This window comes from Pseudomonas sp. MF6776 (assembly GCF_016613125.1).
Classification (GTDB): Bacteria; Pseudomonadota; Gammaproteobacteria; order Pseudomonadales; family Pseudomonadaceae; genus Aquipseudomonas; species Aquipseudomonas iridis.
Window position 1 is genome coordinate 84,204 of record NZ_JAENSQ010000008.1, and the last position, 14,084, is coordinate 98,287.

The 14,084-nt window shown below is 59.5% G+C and carries 17 protein-coding genes; 14 read left to right on the forward strand and 3 right to left on the reverse strand.

Translation table 11 applies throughout. The features are described from left to right. Nucleotides 1-18 precede the first annotated feature (18 nt). From JJD74_RS11645 to JJD74_RS11665, 5 genes are all read left to right on the forward strand, one after another. Nucleotides 19-390 carry a gamma-butyrobetaine hydroxylase-like domain-containing protein gene (locus JJD74_RS11645; protein WP_042557255.1) on the forward strand — a complete coding sequence of 124 codons (372 nt, stop codon included), beginning with the start codon at nucleotides 19-21 and terminating at the stop codon, nucleotides 388-390. 258 nt (nucleotides 391-648) lie between these two features. After that, nucleotides 649-2,328 carry a class II poly(R)-hydroxyalkanoic acid synthase gene (gene phaC, locus JJD74_RS11650; RefSeq protein WP_115145997.1) on the forward strand — a complete coding sequence of 560 codons (1,680 nt, stop codon included), beginning with the start codon at nucleotides 649-651 and terminating at the stop codon, nucleotides 2,326-2,328. Nucleotides 2,329-2,422: 94 nt separating this feature from the next. Continuing rightward, nucleotides 2,423-3,277 (forward strand): poly(3-hydroxyalkanoate) depolymerase, encoded by an 855-nt coding sequence (gene phaZ / locus JJD74_RS11655; protein ID WP_042557253.1) that lies wholly within the window; start codon nucleotides 2,423-2,425, stop codon nucleotides 3,275-3,277. A 138-nt stretch (nucleotides 3,278-3,415) separates the two neighbouring features. Beyond that, a complete protein-coding gene (gene phaC, locus JJD74_RS11660; RefSeq protein ID WP_042557252.1) occupies nucleotides 3,416-5,098 on the forward strand; it encodes a class II poly(R)-hydroxyalkanoic acid synthase in 1,683 nt (560 codons plus the stop codon). Between the two features lie 30 nt (nucleotides 5,099-5,128). Beyond that, nucleotides 5,129-5,749, forward strand: coding sequence for a TetR/AcrR family transcriptional regulator (locus JJD74_RS11665; RefSeq protein ID WP_042557251.1), 621 nt, complete (start codon nucleotides 5,129-5,131; stop codon nucleotides 5,747-5,749). 126 nt (nucleotides 5,750-5,875) lie between these two features. Here the strand turns inward: JJD74_RS11665 and JJD74_RS11670 are convergent, their stop codons facing one another. From JJD74_RS11670 to JJD74_RS11680, 3 genes are all read right to left on the reverse strand, one after another. Continuing rightward, nucleotides 5,876-6,781 (reverse strand): phasin family protein, encoded by a 906-nt coding sequence (locus tag JJD74_RS11670; RefSeq protein ID WP_042557250.1) that lies wholly within the window; start codon nucleotides 6,779-6,781, stop codon nucleotides 5,876-5,878. 10 nt (nucleotides 6,782-6,791) lie between these two features. Then, nucleotides 6,792-7,214 (reverse strand): phasin family protein, encoded by a 423-nt coding sequence (locus JJD74_RS11675; protein ID WP_047299389.1) that lies wholly within the window; start codon nucleotides 7,212-7,214, stop codon nucleotides 6,792-6,794. A 249-nt stretch (nucleotides 7,215-7,463) separates the two neighbouring features. Further along, a complete protein-coding gene (locus JJD74_RS11680; protein WP_042557248.1) occupies nucleotides 7,464-7,739 on the reverse strand; it encodes a polyhydroxyalkanoic acid system family protein in 276 nt (91 codons plus the stop codon). A gap of 166 nt (nucleotides 7,740-7,905) precedes the next feature. On the opposite strand from JJD74_RS11680, the gene ubiE reads away from it, so the two are divergent. From ubiE to JJD74_RS11725, 9 genes are all read left to right on the forward strand, one after another. Continuing rightward, nucleotides 7,906-8,676 (forward strand): bifunctional demethylmenaquinone methyltransferase/2-methoxy-6-polyprenyl-1,4-benzoquinol methylase UbiE, encoded by a 771-nt coding sequence (ubiE, locus tag JJD74_RS11685; protein WP_008080626.1) that lies wholly within the window; start codon nucleotides 7,906-7,908, stop codon nucleotides 8,674-8,676. Beyond that, complete coding sequence (locus JJD74_RS11690) at nucleotides 8,676-9,299, forward strand: ubiquinone biosynthesis accessory factor UbiJ (RefSeq protein ID WP_042557247.1); 624 nt, start codon at nucleotides 8,676-8,678, stop codon at nucleotides 9,297-9,299. Before ubiE ends, JJD74_RS11690 begins: the two co-directional genes overlap by 1 nt. Then, nucleotides 9,296-10,900: a ubiquinone biosynthesis regulatory protein kinase UbiB gene (gene ubiB / locus JJD74_RS11695; protein WP_042557246.1), complete on the forward strand. Its 1,605-nt coding sequence runs from the start codon at nucleotides 9,296-9,298 to the stop codon at nucleotides 10,898-10,900. Before JJD74_RS11690 ends, ubiB begins: the two co-directional genes overlap by 4 nt. 120 nt (nucleotides 10,901-11,020) lie before the next feature. Continuing rightward, nucleotides 11,021-11,422: a phosphoribosyl-AMP cyclohydrolase gene (gene hisI, locus JJD74_RS11700; RefSeq protein ID WP_007909357.1), complete on the forward strand. Its 402-nt coding sequence runs from the start codon at nucleotides 11,021-11,023 to the stop codon at nucleotides 11,420-11,422. Further along, the gene (locus tag JJD74_RS11705) at nucleotides 11,415-11,747 is read left to right on the forward strand and encodes a phosphoribosyl-ATP diphosphatase (protein ID WP_003220849.1); all 333 of its coding nucleotides are present in this window, start codon (nucleotides 11,415-11,417) and stop codon (nucleotides 11,745-11,747) included. Before hisI ends, JJD74_RS11705 begins: the two co-directional genes overlap by 8 nt. Nucleotides 11,748-11,772: 25 nt before the next feature. After that, entirely contained in the window at nucleotides 11,773-12,054 is a 282-nt protein-coding gene (locus JJD74_RS11710) for a twin-arginine translocase TatA/TatE family subunit (RefSeq protein ID WP_042557245.1), read from the forward strand. 10 nt (nucleotides 12,055-12,064) lie between these two features. Continuing rightward, entirely contained in the window at nucleotides 12,065-12,535 is a 471-nt protein-coding gene (tatB, locus tag JJD74_RS11715) for a Sec-independent protein translocase protein TatB (RefSeq protein ID WP_200613938.1), read from the forward strand. Then, the gene (gene tatC, locus JJD74_RS11720; RefSeq protein WP_042557243.1) at nucleotides 12,532-13,323 is read left to right on the forward strand and encodes a twin-arginine translocase subunit TatC; all 792 of its coding nucleotides are present in this window, start codon (nucleotides 12,532-12,534) and stop codon (nucleotides 13,321-13,323) included. Before tatB ends, tatC begins: the two co-directional genes overlap by 4 nt. Continuing rightward, nucleotides 13,320-14,027 (forward strand): 16S rRNA (uracil(1498)-N(3))-methyltransferase, encoded by a 708-nt coding sequence (locus JJD74_RS11725; protein WP_200613941.1) that lies wholly within the window; start codon nucleotides 13,320-13,322, stop codon nucleotides 14,025-14,027. The genes tatC and JJD74_RS11725 overlap by 4 nt, the downstream gene beginning before the upstream one ends. The last annotated feature ends 57 nt before the right edge of the window (nucleotides 14,028-14,084 follow it).

Consider the following 14,084-nt stretch of genomic DNA (forward strand, 5'->3'; position numbering starts at 1 on the left):
CATCTGAAGGCTTTTCCTATGATTCCTAGCGACATCAAACTTCACAAAGCCTCGAAAACCCTGACGCTCACCTACGCGTCCGGCGAGGAGTTCACCCTGCCCGCGGAATTTCTGCGTGTGCACTCTCCCTCCGCCGAGGTCCAGGGCCACGGCAAACCGATCCTGCAATTCGGCAAGCTCAACGTCGGTCTGAGCAAGCTGGAACCGGCCGGTCACTACGCACTGAAACTGACCTTCGATGACGGCCACGACAGTGGCTTGTTCACTTGGGAATATCTCTATGAGCTGGGGCGACGTCATGACGCACTCTGGGCCGATTATCTGGCCGAGCTCAAAGCCGCTGGTAAAACCCGTGATCCGGACGAGTCAATCGTCAAGCTGATGCTCTAGTCCGAGGGTCCTGCTCTTTAGAGGGCATTTTCTAACTTCATCTGTTTGAATGCTCCGCTGTGGCGTCGAGGATCGGCCCGCTTGCGAAAAAAATTAAACTCGGGTAACCAATGGAGCTGGCAAGTTCCCTGCAGTGCTCTACGACTGTAAAGCAGCTATGCAGAATTAACGGTCACCCGAGCAGTAGTACCTGGCAATCGCTGTGGAACTGCACAGCAGATAGCCGGGTACTCGTCTCAGGACAATGGAGCGTCGTAGATGAGTAACAAGAATAACGATGACCTGAAGTATCAAGCCTCGGAAAACACCTTGGGGCTTAATCCCGTCGTTGGGCTGCGCGGAAAGGATCTGCTGGCCTCTGCTCGTATGGTGCTCAAACAGGCCATCAAACAACCGATCCATAGCGTCAGGCACGTCACCCATTTCGGCCTCGAACTGAAAAACGTGCTGTTTGGTAAATCCGAACTGCAACCGGCAGGCGATGACCGCCGCTTCGCTGATCCTGCGTGGAGCCAGAACCCGCTCTACAAACGTTATCTGCAAACCTATCTGGCGTGGCGCAAGGAACTCCATGCCTGGATCGACGACAGCAGCCTGTCGCCCAAAGACATCGCGCGTGGCCACTTCGTCATCAACCTGATGACCGAGGCCATGGCCCCGACCAACACCGCAGCCAACCCCGCAGCGGTCAAGCGCTTCTTCGAAACCGGTGGCAAAAGCCTGCTCGACGGCCTCTCCCATCTGGCCAAGGATCTGGTGCACAACGGCGGCATGCCGAGCCAGGTCAACATGGGCGCGTTCGAGGTCGGCAAAAGCCTGGGCGTGACTGAAGGCGCCGTGGTGTTTCGCAACGACGTGCTGGAGCTGATCCAGTACCGGCCGATCACCGAGCAAGTCCACGAGCGCCCACTGTTGGTGGTGCCGCCACAGATCAACAAGTTTTACGTATTCGACCTGAGCCCGGACAAGAGCCTGGCGCGTTTCTGCCTGCGCAACAACGTGCAGACCTTCATTGTCAGCTGGCGTAACCCGACCAAGGCGCAGCGCGAGTGGGGCCTGTCGACGTACATCGATGCGCTGAAAGAGGCGGTCGACGTGGTCACCGCGATCACCGGCAGCAAAGACATCAACATGCTCGGCGCCTGCTCCGGCGGCATCACCTGCACCGCCCTGCTCGGCCACTATGCGGCGCTCGGCCAGAACAAGGTCAATGCCCTGACCCTGCTGGTCAGCGTGCTCGACACCACGCTGGACAGTGACGTCGCCCTGTTCGTCGACGAACAGACCCTGGAGACCGCCAAGCGCCATTCGTATCAGGCCGGTGTGCTTGAGGGCAAAGACATGGCCAAGGTCTTCGCGTGGATGCGCCCCAACGACCTGATCTGGAACTACTGGGTCAATAACTACCTGCTCGGCAACGAGCCGCCGGTGTTCGACATCCTGTTCTGGAACAACGACACCACACGGTTGCCGGCAGCGTTCCACGGCGACCTGATCGAGATGTTCAAAAACAATCCACTGATTCGTGCCAATGCACTGGAAGTGTGCGGCACACCGATCGACCTCAAGCAGGTCACCGCCGATATCTATTCGCTGGCCGGCACCAATGACCACATCACCCCGTGGAAGTCTTGCTACAAGTCGGCGCAATTGTTTGGTGGCAAAGTGGAGTTCGTGTTGTCGAGCAGCGGCCATATCCAAAGCATTCTGAACCCGCCGGGCAACCCGAAGTCCCGATACATGACCGGCGAAGAGATGGCCGCGAATGCCGAAGACTGGCAAGAGAACTCGACCAAGCACACGGATTCCTGGTGGCTGCATTGGCAGGCGTGGCAGGCCGAGCGGGCGGGCAACCTGAAAAAGGCCCCGACCAAACTGGGCAACAAGGCTTACCCGGCGGGCGAAGCATCGCCGGGCACTTACGTACATGAAAGATAGCGGCAAGCCACAGGCTACAAGCCGCAAGCTGAGCAAGTTCTGCTTGAAGCTTGCGGCTTGTAGCTGCTCCACTCTAACCCGAAGGGCCTGACGCATGCCGCAACCGTTCATATTCCGTACCGTCGAGCTGGATGGCCAGACCCTCCGCACGGCGGTACGCCCCGGCAAGCCTCACTTGACGCCCTTGCTGATTTTCAACGGCATCGGCGCCAACCTGGAGCTGGTGTTTCCATTTGTCGCGGCGCTGGACCCGGATCTGGAAGTGATCGCCTTCGACGTGCCCGGTGTCGGCGGCTCCTCGACGCCCAATCGGCCATACCGTTTTCCTGGCCTGGCCAAACTGACGTCGCGGATGCTCGATTACCTCGACTACGGTCAGGTCAATGTGATCGGCGTGTCGTGGGGCGGCGCGCTCGCGCAGCAATTCGCCTACGACTACCCCGAGCGCTGCAAGAAGCTGGTGCTCGCGGCGACCGCTGCCGGTGCCGTGATGGTGCCGGGCAAACCGAAGGTGCTGTGGATGATGGCCAGCCCCAGGCGCTACATCCAGCCGTCGCATGTGATCCGCATCGCGCCGATGATCTACGGCGGCTCGTTTCGCCGCGACCCAACGCTGGCTGCCAGCCATGCCGCGAAAGTGCGTTCGGCGGGCAAGCTCGGTTACTACTGGCAACTGTTCGCCGGCCTTGGCTGGACCAGCATTCACTGGCTGCACAAGATCAATCAACCGACGCTGGTGCTGGCCGGCGACGACGATCCACTGATCCCGTTGGTCAATATGCGCATGCTCGCCTGGCGAATTCCCAACGCCCAGTTGCACATCATCGATGACGGCCATCTGTTCCTGATTACCCGTGCCGAAGCTGTGGCACCGATCATCATGAAATTCCTCCAGGAGGAACGTCAGCGAGCGGTGATGCACCCGCACCCGTCACCGTTGGGCGGCTGATCGCTGCGGCAGGCTTTATGCAGGGCTTTACACAGAGTGCGCAGCAGGACGCCGCGCAGGCAGCAATCCATAACAGCGTCTATGGTGTTCTGGTTCGGTGAGTTTGTTTTTGGCCTGAAGACGAAGGAGTGTTGAGTCATGCGCGACAAACCAGCGACGGGCGTAGTGCCAAGCCCGGCCGTGTTCATCAACGCACAAAGTGCGATCACCGGTTTGCGCGGTCGGGATCTGATCTCGACGCTGCGCAGCGTCGCCGCCCATGGTCTGCGCAACCCGGTCCACAGCGCCAGGCACGCCCTGAAACTGGGTGGCCAACTCGGTCGCGTGCTGCTCGGCGAGACCCTGCATCCCACCAATCCGCATGACAGCCGTTTTGCCGATCCGGCGTGGAGCCTCAATCCGTTTTATCGACGCAGTCTGCAGGCGTATCTGGCCTGGCAGAAGCAGGTCAAGAGCTGGATCGACGACAGCAACATGAACCCGGAGGACCGCGCCCGCGCCCACTTCGCCTTCACCCTGCTCAACGACGCCGTGGCGCCGTCCAATACCCTGCTCAACCCGCTGGCGATCAAGGAGCTGTTCAACTCCGGCGGCAACAGTCTGGTGCGCGGCCTCAGTCATTTGTTCGATGATCTGCTGCACAACGATGGCCTGCCACGGCAGGTGACCCGTCAGGCTTTCGAAGTCGGTAAAACGGTTGCCACCACACCAGGCTCGGTGGTGTTTCGCAACGAGATGCTCGAGCTTATCCAGTACAAGCCGATGAGCGAAAAACAGTACGCCAAGCCGCTGCTGGTGGTACCTCCGCAAATCAACAAATACTACATTTTCGACCTCAGCCCGCAGAACAGCTTCGTGCAGTACGCCCTGAAGAACGGCCTGCAGACTTTCATGATCAGCTGGCGCAACCCGGATGTGCGCCACCGCGAGTGGGGCTTGTCGACTTATGTCGAGGCCGTGGAAGAAGCGATGAACGTGTGCCGGGCGATCACCGGCGCCCGCGAGGTCAACCTGATGGGTGCCTGTGCCGGCGGCCTGACCATCGCCGCACTGCAAGGTCATTTGCAGGCCAAGAGGCAATTGCGCCGTATCTCCAGCGCCACCTACCTGGTCAGCCTGCTCGACAGCCAGATCGAAACCCCGGCCACGCTGTTTGCCGATGAGCAGACCCTCGAAGCCGCCAAGCGTCGCTCCTATCAAAAAGGCGTGCTGGATGGTCGCGACATGGCCAAGGTGTTCGCCTGGATGCGCCCGAATGATTTGATCTGGAGCTACTTCGTCAACAATTACCTGTTGGGCAAGGAGCCGCCAGCCTTCGACATTCTCTACTGGAACAACGACAACACCCGTCTGCCGGCAGCCTTGCACGGCGACCTGCTGGATTTCTTCAAGCACAACCCGCTGACCCACCCGGGCGGGCTGGAAGTGTGCGGCACGCCGATTGACCTACAGAAAGTCACGGTCGACAGTTTCAGCGTCGCCGGCATGAACGACCACATCACGCCATGGGATGCGGTGTATCGCTCGACCCTGTTACTGGGTGGCGACCGCCGTTTCGTGCTGTCCAACAGCGGCCATGTGCAGAGCATTCTCAACCCGCCCAGCAACCCGAAAGCCGCGTATGTCGAGAACGGCAAGATGAGCAGTGATCCACGCGCCTGGTACTACGACGCCAAACACGTCGACGGCAGTTGGTGGCCGAAGTGGCTGGAATGGATTCAGCAGCGCTCGGGCGCCCAGCACGAAACCCAGATGACCCTCGGCAACCCGAACTACCCACCGATGGAGGCAGCACCCGGTACTTACGTGCGTGTGCGCTGACGCTTAACCGAACTTTTCTAAGAAGACTGGATGAAAACCCGCGACCGGATTCTCGAATGTGCTCTGCAATTGTTCAACGAAAAGGGCGAGCCGAACGTTTCCACCATGGAAGTTGCCAACGAAATGGGGATCAGCCCTGGCAACCTCTACTACCACTTTCACGGCAAGGAACCGTTGATACTCGGTCTGTTCGATCGCTTCCAGAATGAACTGGCACCGCTGCTGGATCCACCGCCGGACGTGGAACTGGCGCCGGAGGATTACTGGCTGTTTTTGCATTTGATCGTCGAGCGGCTGGCGCAGTACCGGTTCCTGTTTCAGGACCTGTCGAACCTGGCGGGGCGATTGCCGAAACTGGCGAAGGGCATTCGTCATCTGCTCAATGCGTTGAAGCGCACGCTGGCGTCGTTGCTGGCGCGGTTGAAGGCTTCGGGGCAGTTGGTCAGTGATACCCAGGCGCTGGGGCAACTGGTGGAGCAGATCACCATGACGTTGCTGTTTTCGCTGGATTATCAGCGGATTCTGGATCGCGAAGGCGAGGTTCGCCTGGTCGTGTACCAGATCATGATGCTGGTGGCGCCGCATTTGCTGCCGCCGGTGAAGGTGGCGACTGAGCGGATGGCTCTTCAGTATCTGGAAGATCATGACTGACATCAAAAGCCCCTCACCCCAGCCCTCTCCCTCTGAGAGAGGGCCGGGATGAGGGTAAGCTTTAAAAACGCACAAACAAAAACGCCCGACCTTCACAGGCCGGGCGTTTTGTTTTGCCCTGGAAAATCAGGACTGACTGGTTGGCGTCGACGGGGTCGATGCAGCAGTCGGGGTTGCGGCCGGGGTCGGTGCAGCGGCGGAGTTCGACGCGCTGGCCGGGGTTGCCGGGGTCGCAGGCTTGGCTGCTGGAGCGGCCGGTTTTGGCGCAGCGGCTTTCGGCGCGGCCGGTTTTTTCACTGCCGGCTTCTTCGCTGCAGCCGGTTTGGCTGCGGGCTTGGCAGCAGCGGTTTTCGCGGCTGGCTTGGCGGCTGCTTTTGCTGCAGGTTTGGCAACCGACTTGGCAGCGGTCTTGGCAGCAGCGACCGGTTTGGCCGCGGCTTTTGCAGCAGGTTTGGCGGCCGCCGTTTTCGCTACGGATTTAACCGCAGCCTTGGCTTTCGCTACAGGTTTGGCAGCCGCTTTGGCCAATGGCTTGGCCGCGGTTTTGGCTGCTGGCTTGGCCGCTGCAGTTTTAGCTGCCGGTTTTGCCGCAGCGGTTTTCGCCGCCACAGGACGTGCCTTCTCGCCGGTGAGTTTTTCGATCTGCTTGGTCAAGGTTTCAACCTTGCTGTGCAGGGCCTTGACCTCATTGCGGCTCGGTACGCCCAGGCGCGAAATCGCGCTGTTCAGGCGCTTGTCGAAAGCCCCTTCGAGCTCGTCCCACTTGCCCAGCGCGCGATCTTTCACGCCGCTGATGCGCGACTTGGCAGAAGAAGCAGAATCCTTGGCGGCATCGACTTTTTTGCCGACTGCAGACTTGGTGAGCTTCTCGGCTTTCTCGCCGTCTTTGACCAATGTATCGAAGAGCTTGCTGCCGTCAGTGTCGATCTTCGAGTACACGCCTAAACCAGCCAGCCAGATTTTGCGGGAGTAGTCTTCGACTTTCCCAATCCACGAGCTGCCTTCTTTATCGGTGTTCTTTTTACCAGCCATCCCGTTCTCCTTAAGATTTACGCGCGACGCGTTCGAGCAATGCCGTCAGCTCATCGAGCTTAGCAGAGAGTGTCTCAACGTCATGTTTAGACGGAATGCCGATACGATTCAAGGCGCTTGCTACACGGGTGTCGAATGCCTTCTCGACCTTGTCGAGCTGAACTTCGACGCGACCTTTGAAAGAACTGACTTCATCCCGGGCTTCGTCGATTTCGGCATTGGCCGCTTCGAGTTTTTCGGTGACGACCTTTTTGCCTTTCTTTTCAACAGTTTGACCAGCCTTGATCAACTCTTGAAAGTACTCGCCGCCCTCCTGGCCAACCTTGGCGTAGGCACCCAGGCCTGCCAGCCAGATCTTGCGGGCATAGGATTTGACGTCGCTCAGAGCAGAAGTCGAAGCGTCGATTTTTTTCTTCAAAATTACTTTGGCCATGGTGCACCTCACGCGCAGAAGGTTTGAGGAACTGCCCGCGAAAGTGTCGGGCTCAGGCACAAAGTAAGTAGAAAAATTAGAAACGGCACCCTAACAACTGACATAAACAGCAGGGGCACCCCAAAACAAATGTGGGAGCGAACCTGCTCGCGAATACGACGTATCAGTCAATAGTTGAGTCGACTGACACACCGCTTTCGCGAGCAGGCTCGCTCCCACAGGAGATCTCGGTTTATCGAAAAATCGCGATCAGACCAGCGCTTTATCGAGGGCTTTCTCAATCTCGGCTTTGATCATGCCGCTCATGGCCGACATCATCAGGCCCAGTTCCACGTCGACGCGGATCGAGTCATCGCCAACATGCACCGCGCCTTTCACACCCGAGCGCTTGAGATTCAATACGTCGCCTGACCATTGCGGCTCCAGGCCGTATTGTTCATTAAGCTTTTTGGCCAGCTTGTCGGCCTTCTCGCGGGCGGCTTCCTTGCCCAGGCTGTGGGCACGCTCAACACTGATTTTGGCCATTGGGTGGCTCCTTCTTTTTGAATACAGCTACGAATGCTTGTCGGTAAATCTTGACCGCGTCTGCGGCAAATCGTCCCGAAGGTTGCTCATCTTACCTTTAGCCATTCCAAGACAAAGCATGCCCTGGGGATTAGAATGTCGCGCATTCTCTTTTGGTGACAGCGATATGACTGATCAGCGCAAAGGCAGCGATGCCGAACCCACCACTCACTTCGGCTTCAAAAACGTTCCGGAAAGCCAGAAAGCGGAAAAAGTCGCTGAGGTGTTCCACTCCGTAGCCGCCAAGTACGACTTGATGAACGACCTTCTGTCGGGCGGCATGCACCGTTTGTGGAAGCGTTTCGCGATTGAGCTGTCGGGCGTGCGCAGCGGTAATCGCGTGCTCGACATCGCCGGCGGCACCGGTGACCTGACCAAAAAGTTTTCGCACCTCGTTGGCCCGACCGGCCAGGTGGTATTGGCCGACATCAACGAATCCATGCTCAAGGTCGGCCGTGACCGCCTGCTGGACCTGGGTGTGGCGGGCAACGTCGAATTCGTCCAGGCCGACGCAGAAAAACTGCCTTTCCCGGACAATCATTTCGACTGCGTCACGATCGCTTTCGGCCTGCGCAACGTGACGCACAAGGAAGACGCCCTGCGTTCGATGCTGCGCGTACTCAAGCCCGGCGGTCGTCTGCTGGTGCTGGAATTCTCCAAGCCGACCAACGCGCTGATGTCCAAAGCCTACGACGCTTACTCGTTCGCTTTCATGCCGCTGATGGGCAAGCTGATCACCAACGACTCGGAAAGCTATCGTTACCTGGCTGAATCGATCCGCATGCACCCGAATCAGGAAACCCTGAAGTCGATGATGGTTGATGCCGGTTTCGACCGTGTGACCTATCACAACATGACCGCAGGCATCGTCGCCCTGCACCGCGGCATCAAGCCCTGATGCTGCTCACCGGGCTGCTCGCCAGCGTTGAACTCGGCCTGAACCGGGTGCTGCGTCTCGACAGCACGGCGCTGCCGCGGCTGGCGCATTTGACCGGCAAGGTGATTGCCGTCGATTGCCGCAGTCCGGCGCTGCAGCTGTTCATTTTACCCAGCGATGAAGGCCTGATGCTGGCCTCGCACTGGGAAACCGGCGTCGATTGCACCCTGCGTGCGCCGGCGTCCAGCCTGCTGAAACTGGCCCTGAGCAAAGACAAGACCGCGGTGCTGCATGCCCCGGAAGTCGAACTCGATGGCGACAGCGGCGTGCTGCTGGAGCTGGCCGGCGTGTTGCAGGATCTTGAGCTGGACTGGGAGTACGAACTCTCGCGCTGGCTCGGGCCGGTTGCCACGCAACTGGTTGGCGGTCATCTGCGCAGCCGCGCGCGCTGGTATCAACAAGGATTTGCCAGCCTCAACCAGAACCTCGCCGAATACCTCGCCGAAGAATCGCGCACCCTCGTCGGGCAGCGCGAAGCCGAAGCGCGGTTCAGCGAACTGGACCGGATCAAACTTGATCTGGAACGTCTCGAGGCGCGTTTCGAGCGCCTTTCCCGATCCCTCGACCCAAGCGATAACGCATGAAGCTGCTCGCCGTCCGCCGTCTGCTGCGCATCCAGTCCGTCGTGATCCGCTACCGCCTCGATGACCTGCTGTTCGATCTGCCGCTGCCCTGGTTTCTCCTGGCGCTGCGTTACGTGCTGCCGTGGCGCTGGTTCCCGCGCAAGACGCTGGAGCTGAGCCGAGGCGCGCGATTGCGTCTGGCGTTGCAGGATCTGGGGCCGATTTTCATCAAGTTCGGGCAGATTCTCTCGACCCGCCGCGACCTCTTGCCCGAAGACATCGCCGATGAGCTGATGCTGCTACAGGATCGCGTGCCGCCGTTCGACTCGCAGCTGTCGATCAAGTTGATCGAAGAGCAGCTCGGCAAGAAGATCAGCGAAGTGTTCAGCCGTTTCGACGTCCAGCCGCTGGCTTCGGCTTCGGTGGCACAGGTGCATGCCGCGCAGCTGAAAACCGGCGAAGAAGTGGTGGTCAAGGTGATCCGCCCGGGTCTGAAGCCAATCATCGCGCAGGATCTCGCATGGCTGTTCATCCTCGCCCGCGCGGCTGAAAAACTGTCAGCCGACGCGCGTCTGTTGCACCCGGTGGACGTGGTGCAGGACTACGAAAAAACCATCTACGACGAACTCGACCTGCTGCGCGAGGCGGCCAACGCCAGCCAGTTGAAGCGCAACTTCGAAGGTTCGCCGCTGCTCTACGTGCCGCAAGTCTATTGGGACTGGTGCCGGCCGAAAGTGCTGGTGATGGAGCGCATCTACGGCATTCAGGTGACCGATCTGGCGACCCTCGCCGATCAGCGCACCGACATGAAAATGCTCGCCGAACGCGGCGTGGAGATCTTCTTCACCCAGGTGTTCCGCGACAGTTTCTTCCACGCCGACATGCACCCGGGCAACATCTTCGTCAGCACCGTTAACCCGTGGAGCCCGCAGTACATCGCGATCGACTGCGGCATCGTCGGCAGCCTGACCCCGGAAGACCAGGATTATCTGGCACGCAACCTGTTCGCGTTCTTCAAGCGCGACTACCGCCGCGTGGCGCAGTTGCACATCGATTCGGGCTGGGTGCCGGCAGAAACCAAGCTCAACGAATTCGAAGCGGCGATCCGTACCGTGTGCGAACCGATCTTCGAAAAACCGTTAAAAGATATTTCATTCGGCCAGGTGCTTATGCGCCTGTTCCAGACGGCGCGGCGCTTCAACATGGAAGTGCAGCCGCAGTTGGTTTTGCTGCAAAAGACCTTGCTGAACATCGAAGGCCTCGGCCGTCAGCTCTATCCCGATCTGGATCTGTGGAACACTGCGCAGCCGTTCCTTGAGCGCTGGATGCGCGAGCGCGTCAGCCCGAAAACCTTGCTCGGCAACGTCCAGAGCCAGTTCGAACAACTGCCGCACCTGGCCAACATGGCCCGCGATCTGCTCGAGCGCATGTCCCAGCCACACGCCTACGACCCACCGCCGCCGTGGCACAAACGCAAGGACGACTGGTTCCTGCGACTGCTCGGTTGTGCCCATCTGGCGGGCGGTGCGATTCTCGCCGCCGGTGGCCCGATGCTCGAATTGGCGCATTGGCCAGCGGGCATCATGGTGGCTGTCGGTTTGTATCTGGTCGTTCGCCGATAGCACGAATCAGCTGCAAGTTATAAGCTGCGAGCTGCAAGCCTGACGATACTGAAACACCGCAATCTGCTTTTACTTGCAGCTTGAAGCTCAAAGCTTTTACCTGCGTTTCGGGAATTGAAGATGAAAAACTGGCTGGACGAGATCAAATGGGACGCTGATGGCCTGGTGCCGGCGATTGCCCAGGATCACAAGACCGGACGCGTGCTGATGATGGCGTGGATGAACCGCGAAGCGCTTGAGCTGACCGCCGCGGAAAACCGTGCAATCTACTGGTCACGTTCCCGTGGCAAGCTGTGGCGCAAGGGCGAAGAGTCCGGCCATGTACAGACCTTGCATGAAATGCGTCTGGACTGTGACGCCGACGTGATCATCCTGATGGTCGAACAGATCGGCGACATCGCTTGCCATACCGGCCGTCAAAGCTGCTTTTACCGCGTCTTCGAAAACGGTGACTGGAAAACGGTCGACCCGGTGCTGAAAGACCCGCACGCTATCTATTCCGCAGGACACAAACATGAGTGACACTCTGACGCGCCTCGCTCAGGTACTCGAAGAGCGCAAAGGCGCAGCGGCCGACAGCTCCTATGTGGCCAGCCTGTATCACAAGGGCCTGAACAAGATTCTGGAGAAAGTCGGCGAAGAGTCGGTCGAAACCATTATTGCTGCCAAGGACGCCGCCATCAGCGGCGACTGCAGCGATGTGATCTACGAGACGGCTGACCTGTGGTTTCACAGCATGGTCATGCTCGCCCAACTGGGGCAGCATCCGCAGGCTGTACTGGATGAACTGGATCGCCGCTTCGGCCTGTCCGGACACGTCGAGAAAGCCTCGCGTCCGTCCGCCTGAACAATTTTTAGAGAGGAACAGCAACATGGGCATTTTTGACTGGAAACACTGGATCGTCATTCTGGTTGTCGTGGTACTGGTCTTCGGCACCAAGAAACTGAAAAACCTCGGCACCGACGTCGGTGAGTCGATCAAGGGCTTTCGCAAAGCCATGAACGACGACGAGAAGCCAAACGTCGATCCGACCGTGACGCCTGCGCAACCGGTACCACCGGTGCAGCCGCAAGCCACCGCTCAGGCCAACCCGCCGCACACCATCGATGTGCAGGCGCAGAAAGTCGAAGAGCCGATCCGCAAAGACGTGTGAGCACTGACTAATGTTTGGTATCAGCTTCTCTGAACTGCTGCTCGTCGGCCTCATCGCCTTGCTGGTGCTGGGCCCCGAGCGCCTGCCGGGTGCTGCGCGCACCGCGGGCCTGTGGGTCGGCCGGCTGAAGCGCAGCTTCAACGCGATCAAACAGGAAGTTGAACGTGAAATCGGTGCCGACGAGATTCGTCGGCAACTGCACAACGAACATATTCTGTCGCTGGAGCAGGAGGCGCGGAAAATCTTCCAGCCGGTTCAGCAAGAACCGACGCCGGTTGAGCACGTGGGCCAACAGACGATTCATGCGCCAACCGCGCCCACTGCACCTGTACCCGCTCCGACACCGGCAACTGCCACCGCTGTAGCGCCGACAGAAACCGTGCCCGCTACTGCAGAAACTTCGGTTGAACATGTATCTCCAACCGCCGCGCCGATCACACCTGCGCCTCACGACCCCACTCTGCCGCCGCGAGCCCCATGAGCGATCTCCCCGAAAACGACCAGCACATGCCGCTGGTATCGCACCTCACCGAGTTGCGCACCCGCCTGCTGCGTTGTGTGGCGGCGATTTTCATCATCTTCGCCGGGCTGTTTGCCTTCACCCAGCAGATCTACACCTTCGTGTCGACGCCGCTGCGCCAGTACCTGCCGGTCGGCGCGACGATGATCGCCACCGACGTGTCGTCGCCATTCCTGACGCCACTGAAGCTGACGATGATGGTCTCGCTGTTCCTGGCGATCCCGGTGATCCTGCATCAGATCTGGGGGTTTATTGCGCCAGGCCTGTACAAGCATGAGAAGCGCATCGCGGTGCCGTTGCTGGTGTCGAGCATCATGCTGTTCTACACCGGCATGGCGTTCGCCTATTACTTCGTGTTCCCGCTGATCTTCAAGTTCTTCGCTGCAGCCACCCCGGCCGGCGTGGAAATGATGACCGACATCGCCAGCTATCTCGATTTCGTCATGACGCTGTTCTTTGCGTTCGGCGTGGCATTCGAAATCCCCGTGGCCGTGGTGCTGCTGGTGTGGATCGGTGTAGTCGACGTCGCCTACCTGAGGAAGATCCGCCCGTACGTGATCATCGGCTGCTTTGTGGTCGGCATGATCCTGACGCCGCCGGACATCTTCTCGCAGACCCTGCTGGCCGTGCCGATGTGGATGCTGTTTGAGATCGGCATTCTGTTCGGGGGCCTGATCAGCAAACGCGAACGCCCGGACGAGCATCCGGCCGACGATCACAACGACCAGCCGCCAGCGACCCAGGCATGAACCTGTTGTTGCTCGAGGAGGCCGACTTCATTGCGGCCGACCGTGTAGTGCTGCGTGATCGACGCCTGACACACATGCAGGAAGTCCATCGCTCGGAAGTCGGTGACAGCCTGCGGGTCGGGCGCATCAATGGGCTGATGGGTTCGGCTGAGCTGTTGCGGCTGGAGGCGGGTGAAGCGGAACTGCGCGTCACCCTCGATCAGCCGCCGCCGGCCAAGCTGCCGCTGACTTTGGTGCTGGCCCTGCCGCGCCCGAAGATGTTGCGACGCGTGTTTCAGACCGTGGCGACCATGGGCGTGTCGAAGGTGATTCTGGTCAACAGCTACCGCGTCGAGAAAAGCTTCTGGCAGACGCCGTTTCTTGAACCTGCAGCGATTCGCGAGCAATTGATCCTGGGCCTTGAACAAGCGCGCGACACCGTACTGCCAGAGATCGTCGTCGAGAAACGCTTCAAGCCTTTTGTCGAAGATCGACTGCCGATGATCACCGAAGGTACCCTCGGCCTGGTTGGCCATCCCGGCAACTATCCGCCGTGCCCTCGCGCCTTGAGCGAACCGGTGACCCTGGCCATTGGCCCGGAGGGTGGCTGGATTCCCTACGAAATCGATTTACTGGCCAAATCCGGCCTGCAACCGGTGCAGCTCGGCGACCGTATCCTGCGCGTCGAAACCGCCGTGACCGCCCTCCTCGCCCGCCTCTTCTAAGCGCAACACCGATCCCCTGTAGGAGCTGCCGAAGGCTGCGATCTTTTGATGTTGTTT

Coding starts and splice junctions, on each gene's coding strand:
- JJD74_RS11645 (WP_042557255.1), top strand. CDS start 19: ATGATTCCTAGCGACATCAAACTTCACAAAGCCTCGAAAACCCTGACG.
- phaC (WP_115145997.1), top strand. CDS start 649: ATGAGTAACAAGAATAACGATGACCTGAAGTATCAAGCCTCGGAAAAC.
- phaZ (WP_042557253.1), top strand. CDS start 2,423: ATGCCGCAACCGTTCATATTCCGTACCGTCGAGCTGGATGGCCAGACC.
- phaC (WP_042557252.1), top strand. CDS start 3,416: ATGCGCGACAAACCAGCGACGGGCGTAGTGCCAAGCCCGGCCGTGTTC.
- JJD74_RS11665 (WP_042557251.1), top strand. CDS start 5,129: ATGAAAACCCGCGACCGGATTCTCGAATGTGCTCTGCAATTGTTCAAC.
- JJD74_RS11670 (WP_042557250.1), bottom strand. CDS start 6,781: ATGGCTGGTAAAAAGAACACCGATAAAGAAGGCAGCTCGTGGATTGGG.
- JJD74_RS11675 (WP_047299389.1), bottom strand. CDS start 7,214: ATGGCCAAAGTAATTTTGAAGAAAAAAATCGACGCTTCGACTTCTGCT.
- JJD74_RS11680 (WP_042557248.1), bottom strand. CDS start 7,739: ATGGCCAAAATCAGTGTTGAGCGTGCCCACAGCCTGGGCAAGGAAGCC.
- ubiE (WP_008080626.1), top strand. CDS start 7,906: ATGACTGATCAGCGCAAAGGCAGCGATGCCGAACCCACCACTCACTTC.
- JJD74_RS11690 (WP_042557247.1), top strand. CDS start 8,676: ATGCTGCTCACCGGGCTGCTCGCCAGCGTTGAACTCGGCCTGAACCGG.
- ubiB (WP_042557246.1), top strand. CDS start 9,296: ATGAAGCTGCTCGCCGTCCGCCGTCTGCTGCGCATCCAGTCCGTCGTG.
- hisI (WP_007909357.1), top strand. CDS start 11,021: ATGAAAAACTGGCTGGACGAGATCAAATGGGACGCTGATGGCCTGGTG.
- JJD74_RS11705 (WP_003220849.1), top strand. CDS start 11,415: ATGAGTGACACTCTGACGCGCCTCGCTCAGGTACTCGAAGAGCGCAAA.
- JJD74_RS11710 (WP_042557245.1), top strand. CDS start 11,773: ATGGGCATTTTTGACTGGAAACACTGGATCGTCATTCTGGTTGTCGTG.
- tatB (WP_200613938.1), top strand. CDS start 12,065: ATGTTTGGTATCAGCTTCTCTGAACTGCTGCTCGTCGGCCTCATCGCC.
- tatC (WP_042557243.1), top strand. CDS start 12,532: ATGAGCGATCTCCCCGAAAACGACCAGCACATGCCGCTGGTATCGCAC.
- JJD74_RS11725 (WP_200613941.1), top strand. CDS start 13,320: ATGAACCTGTTGTTGCTCGAGGAGGCCGACTTCATTGCGGCCGACCGT.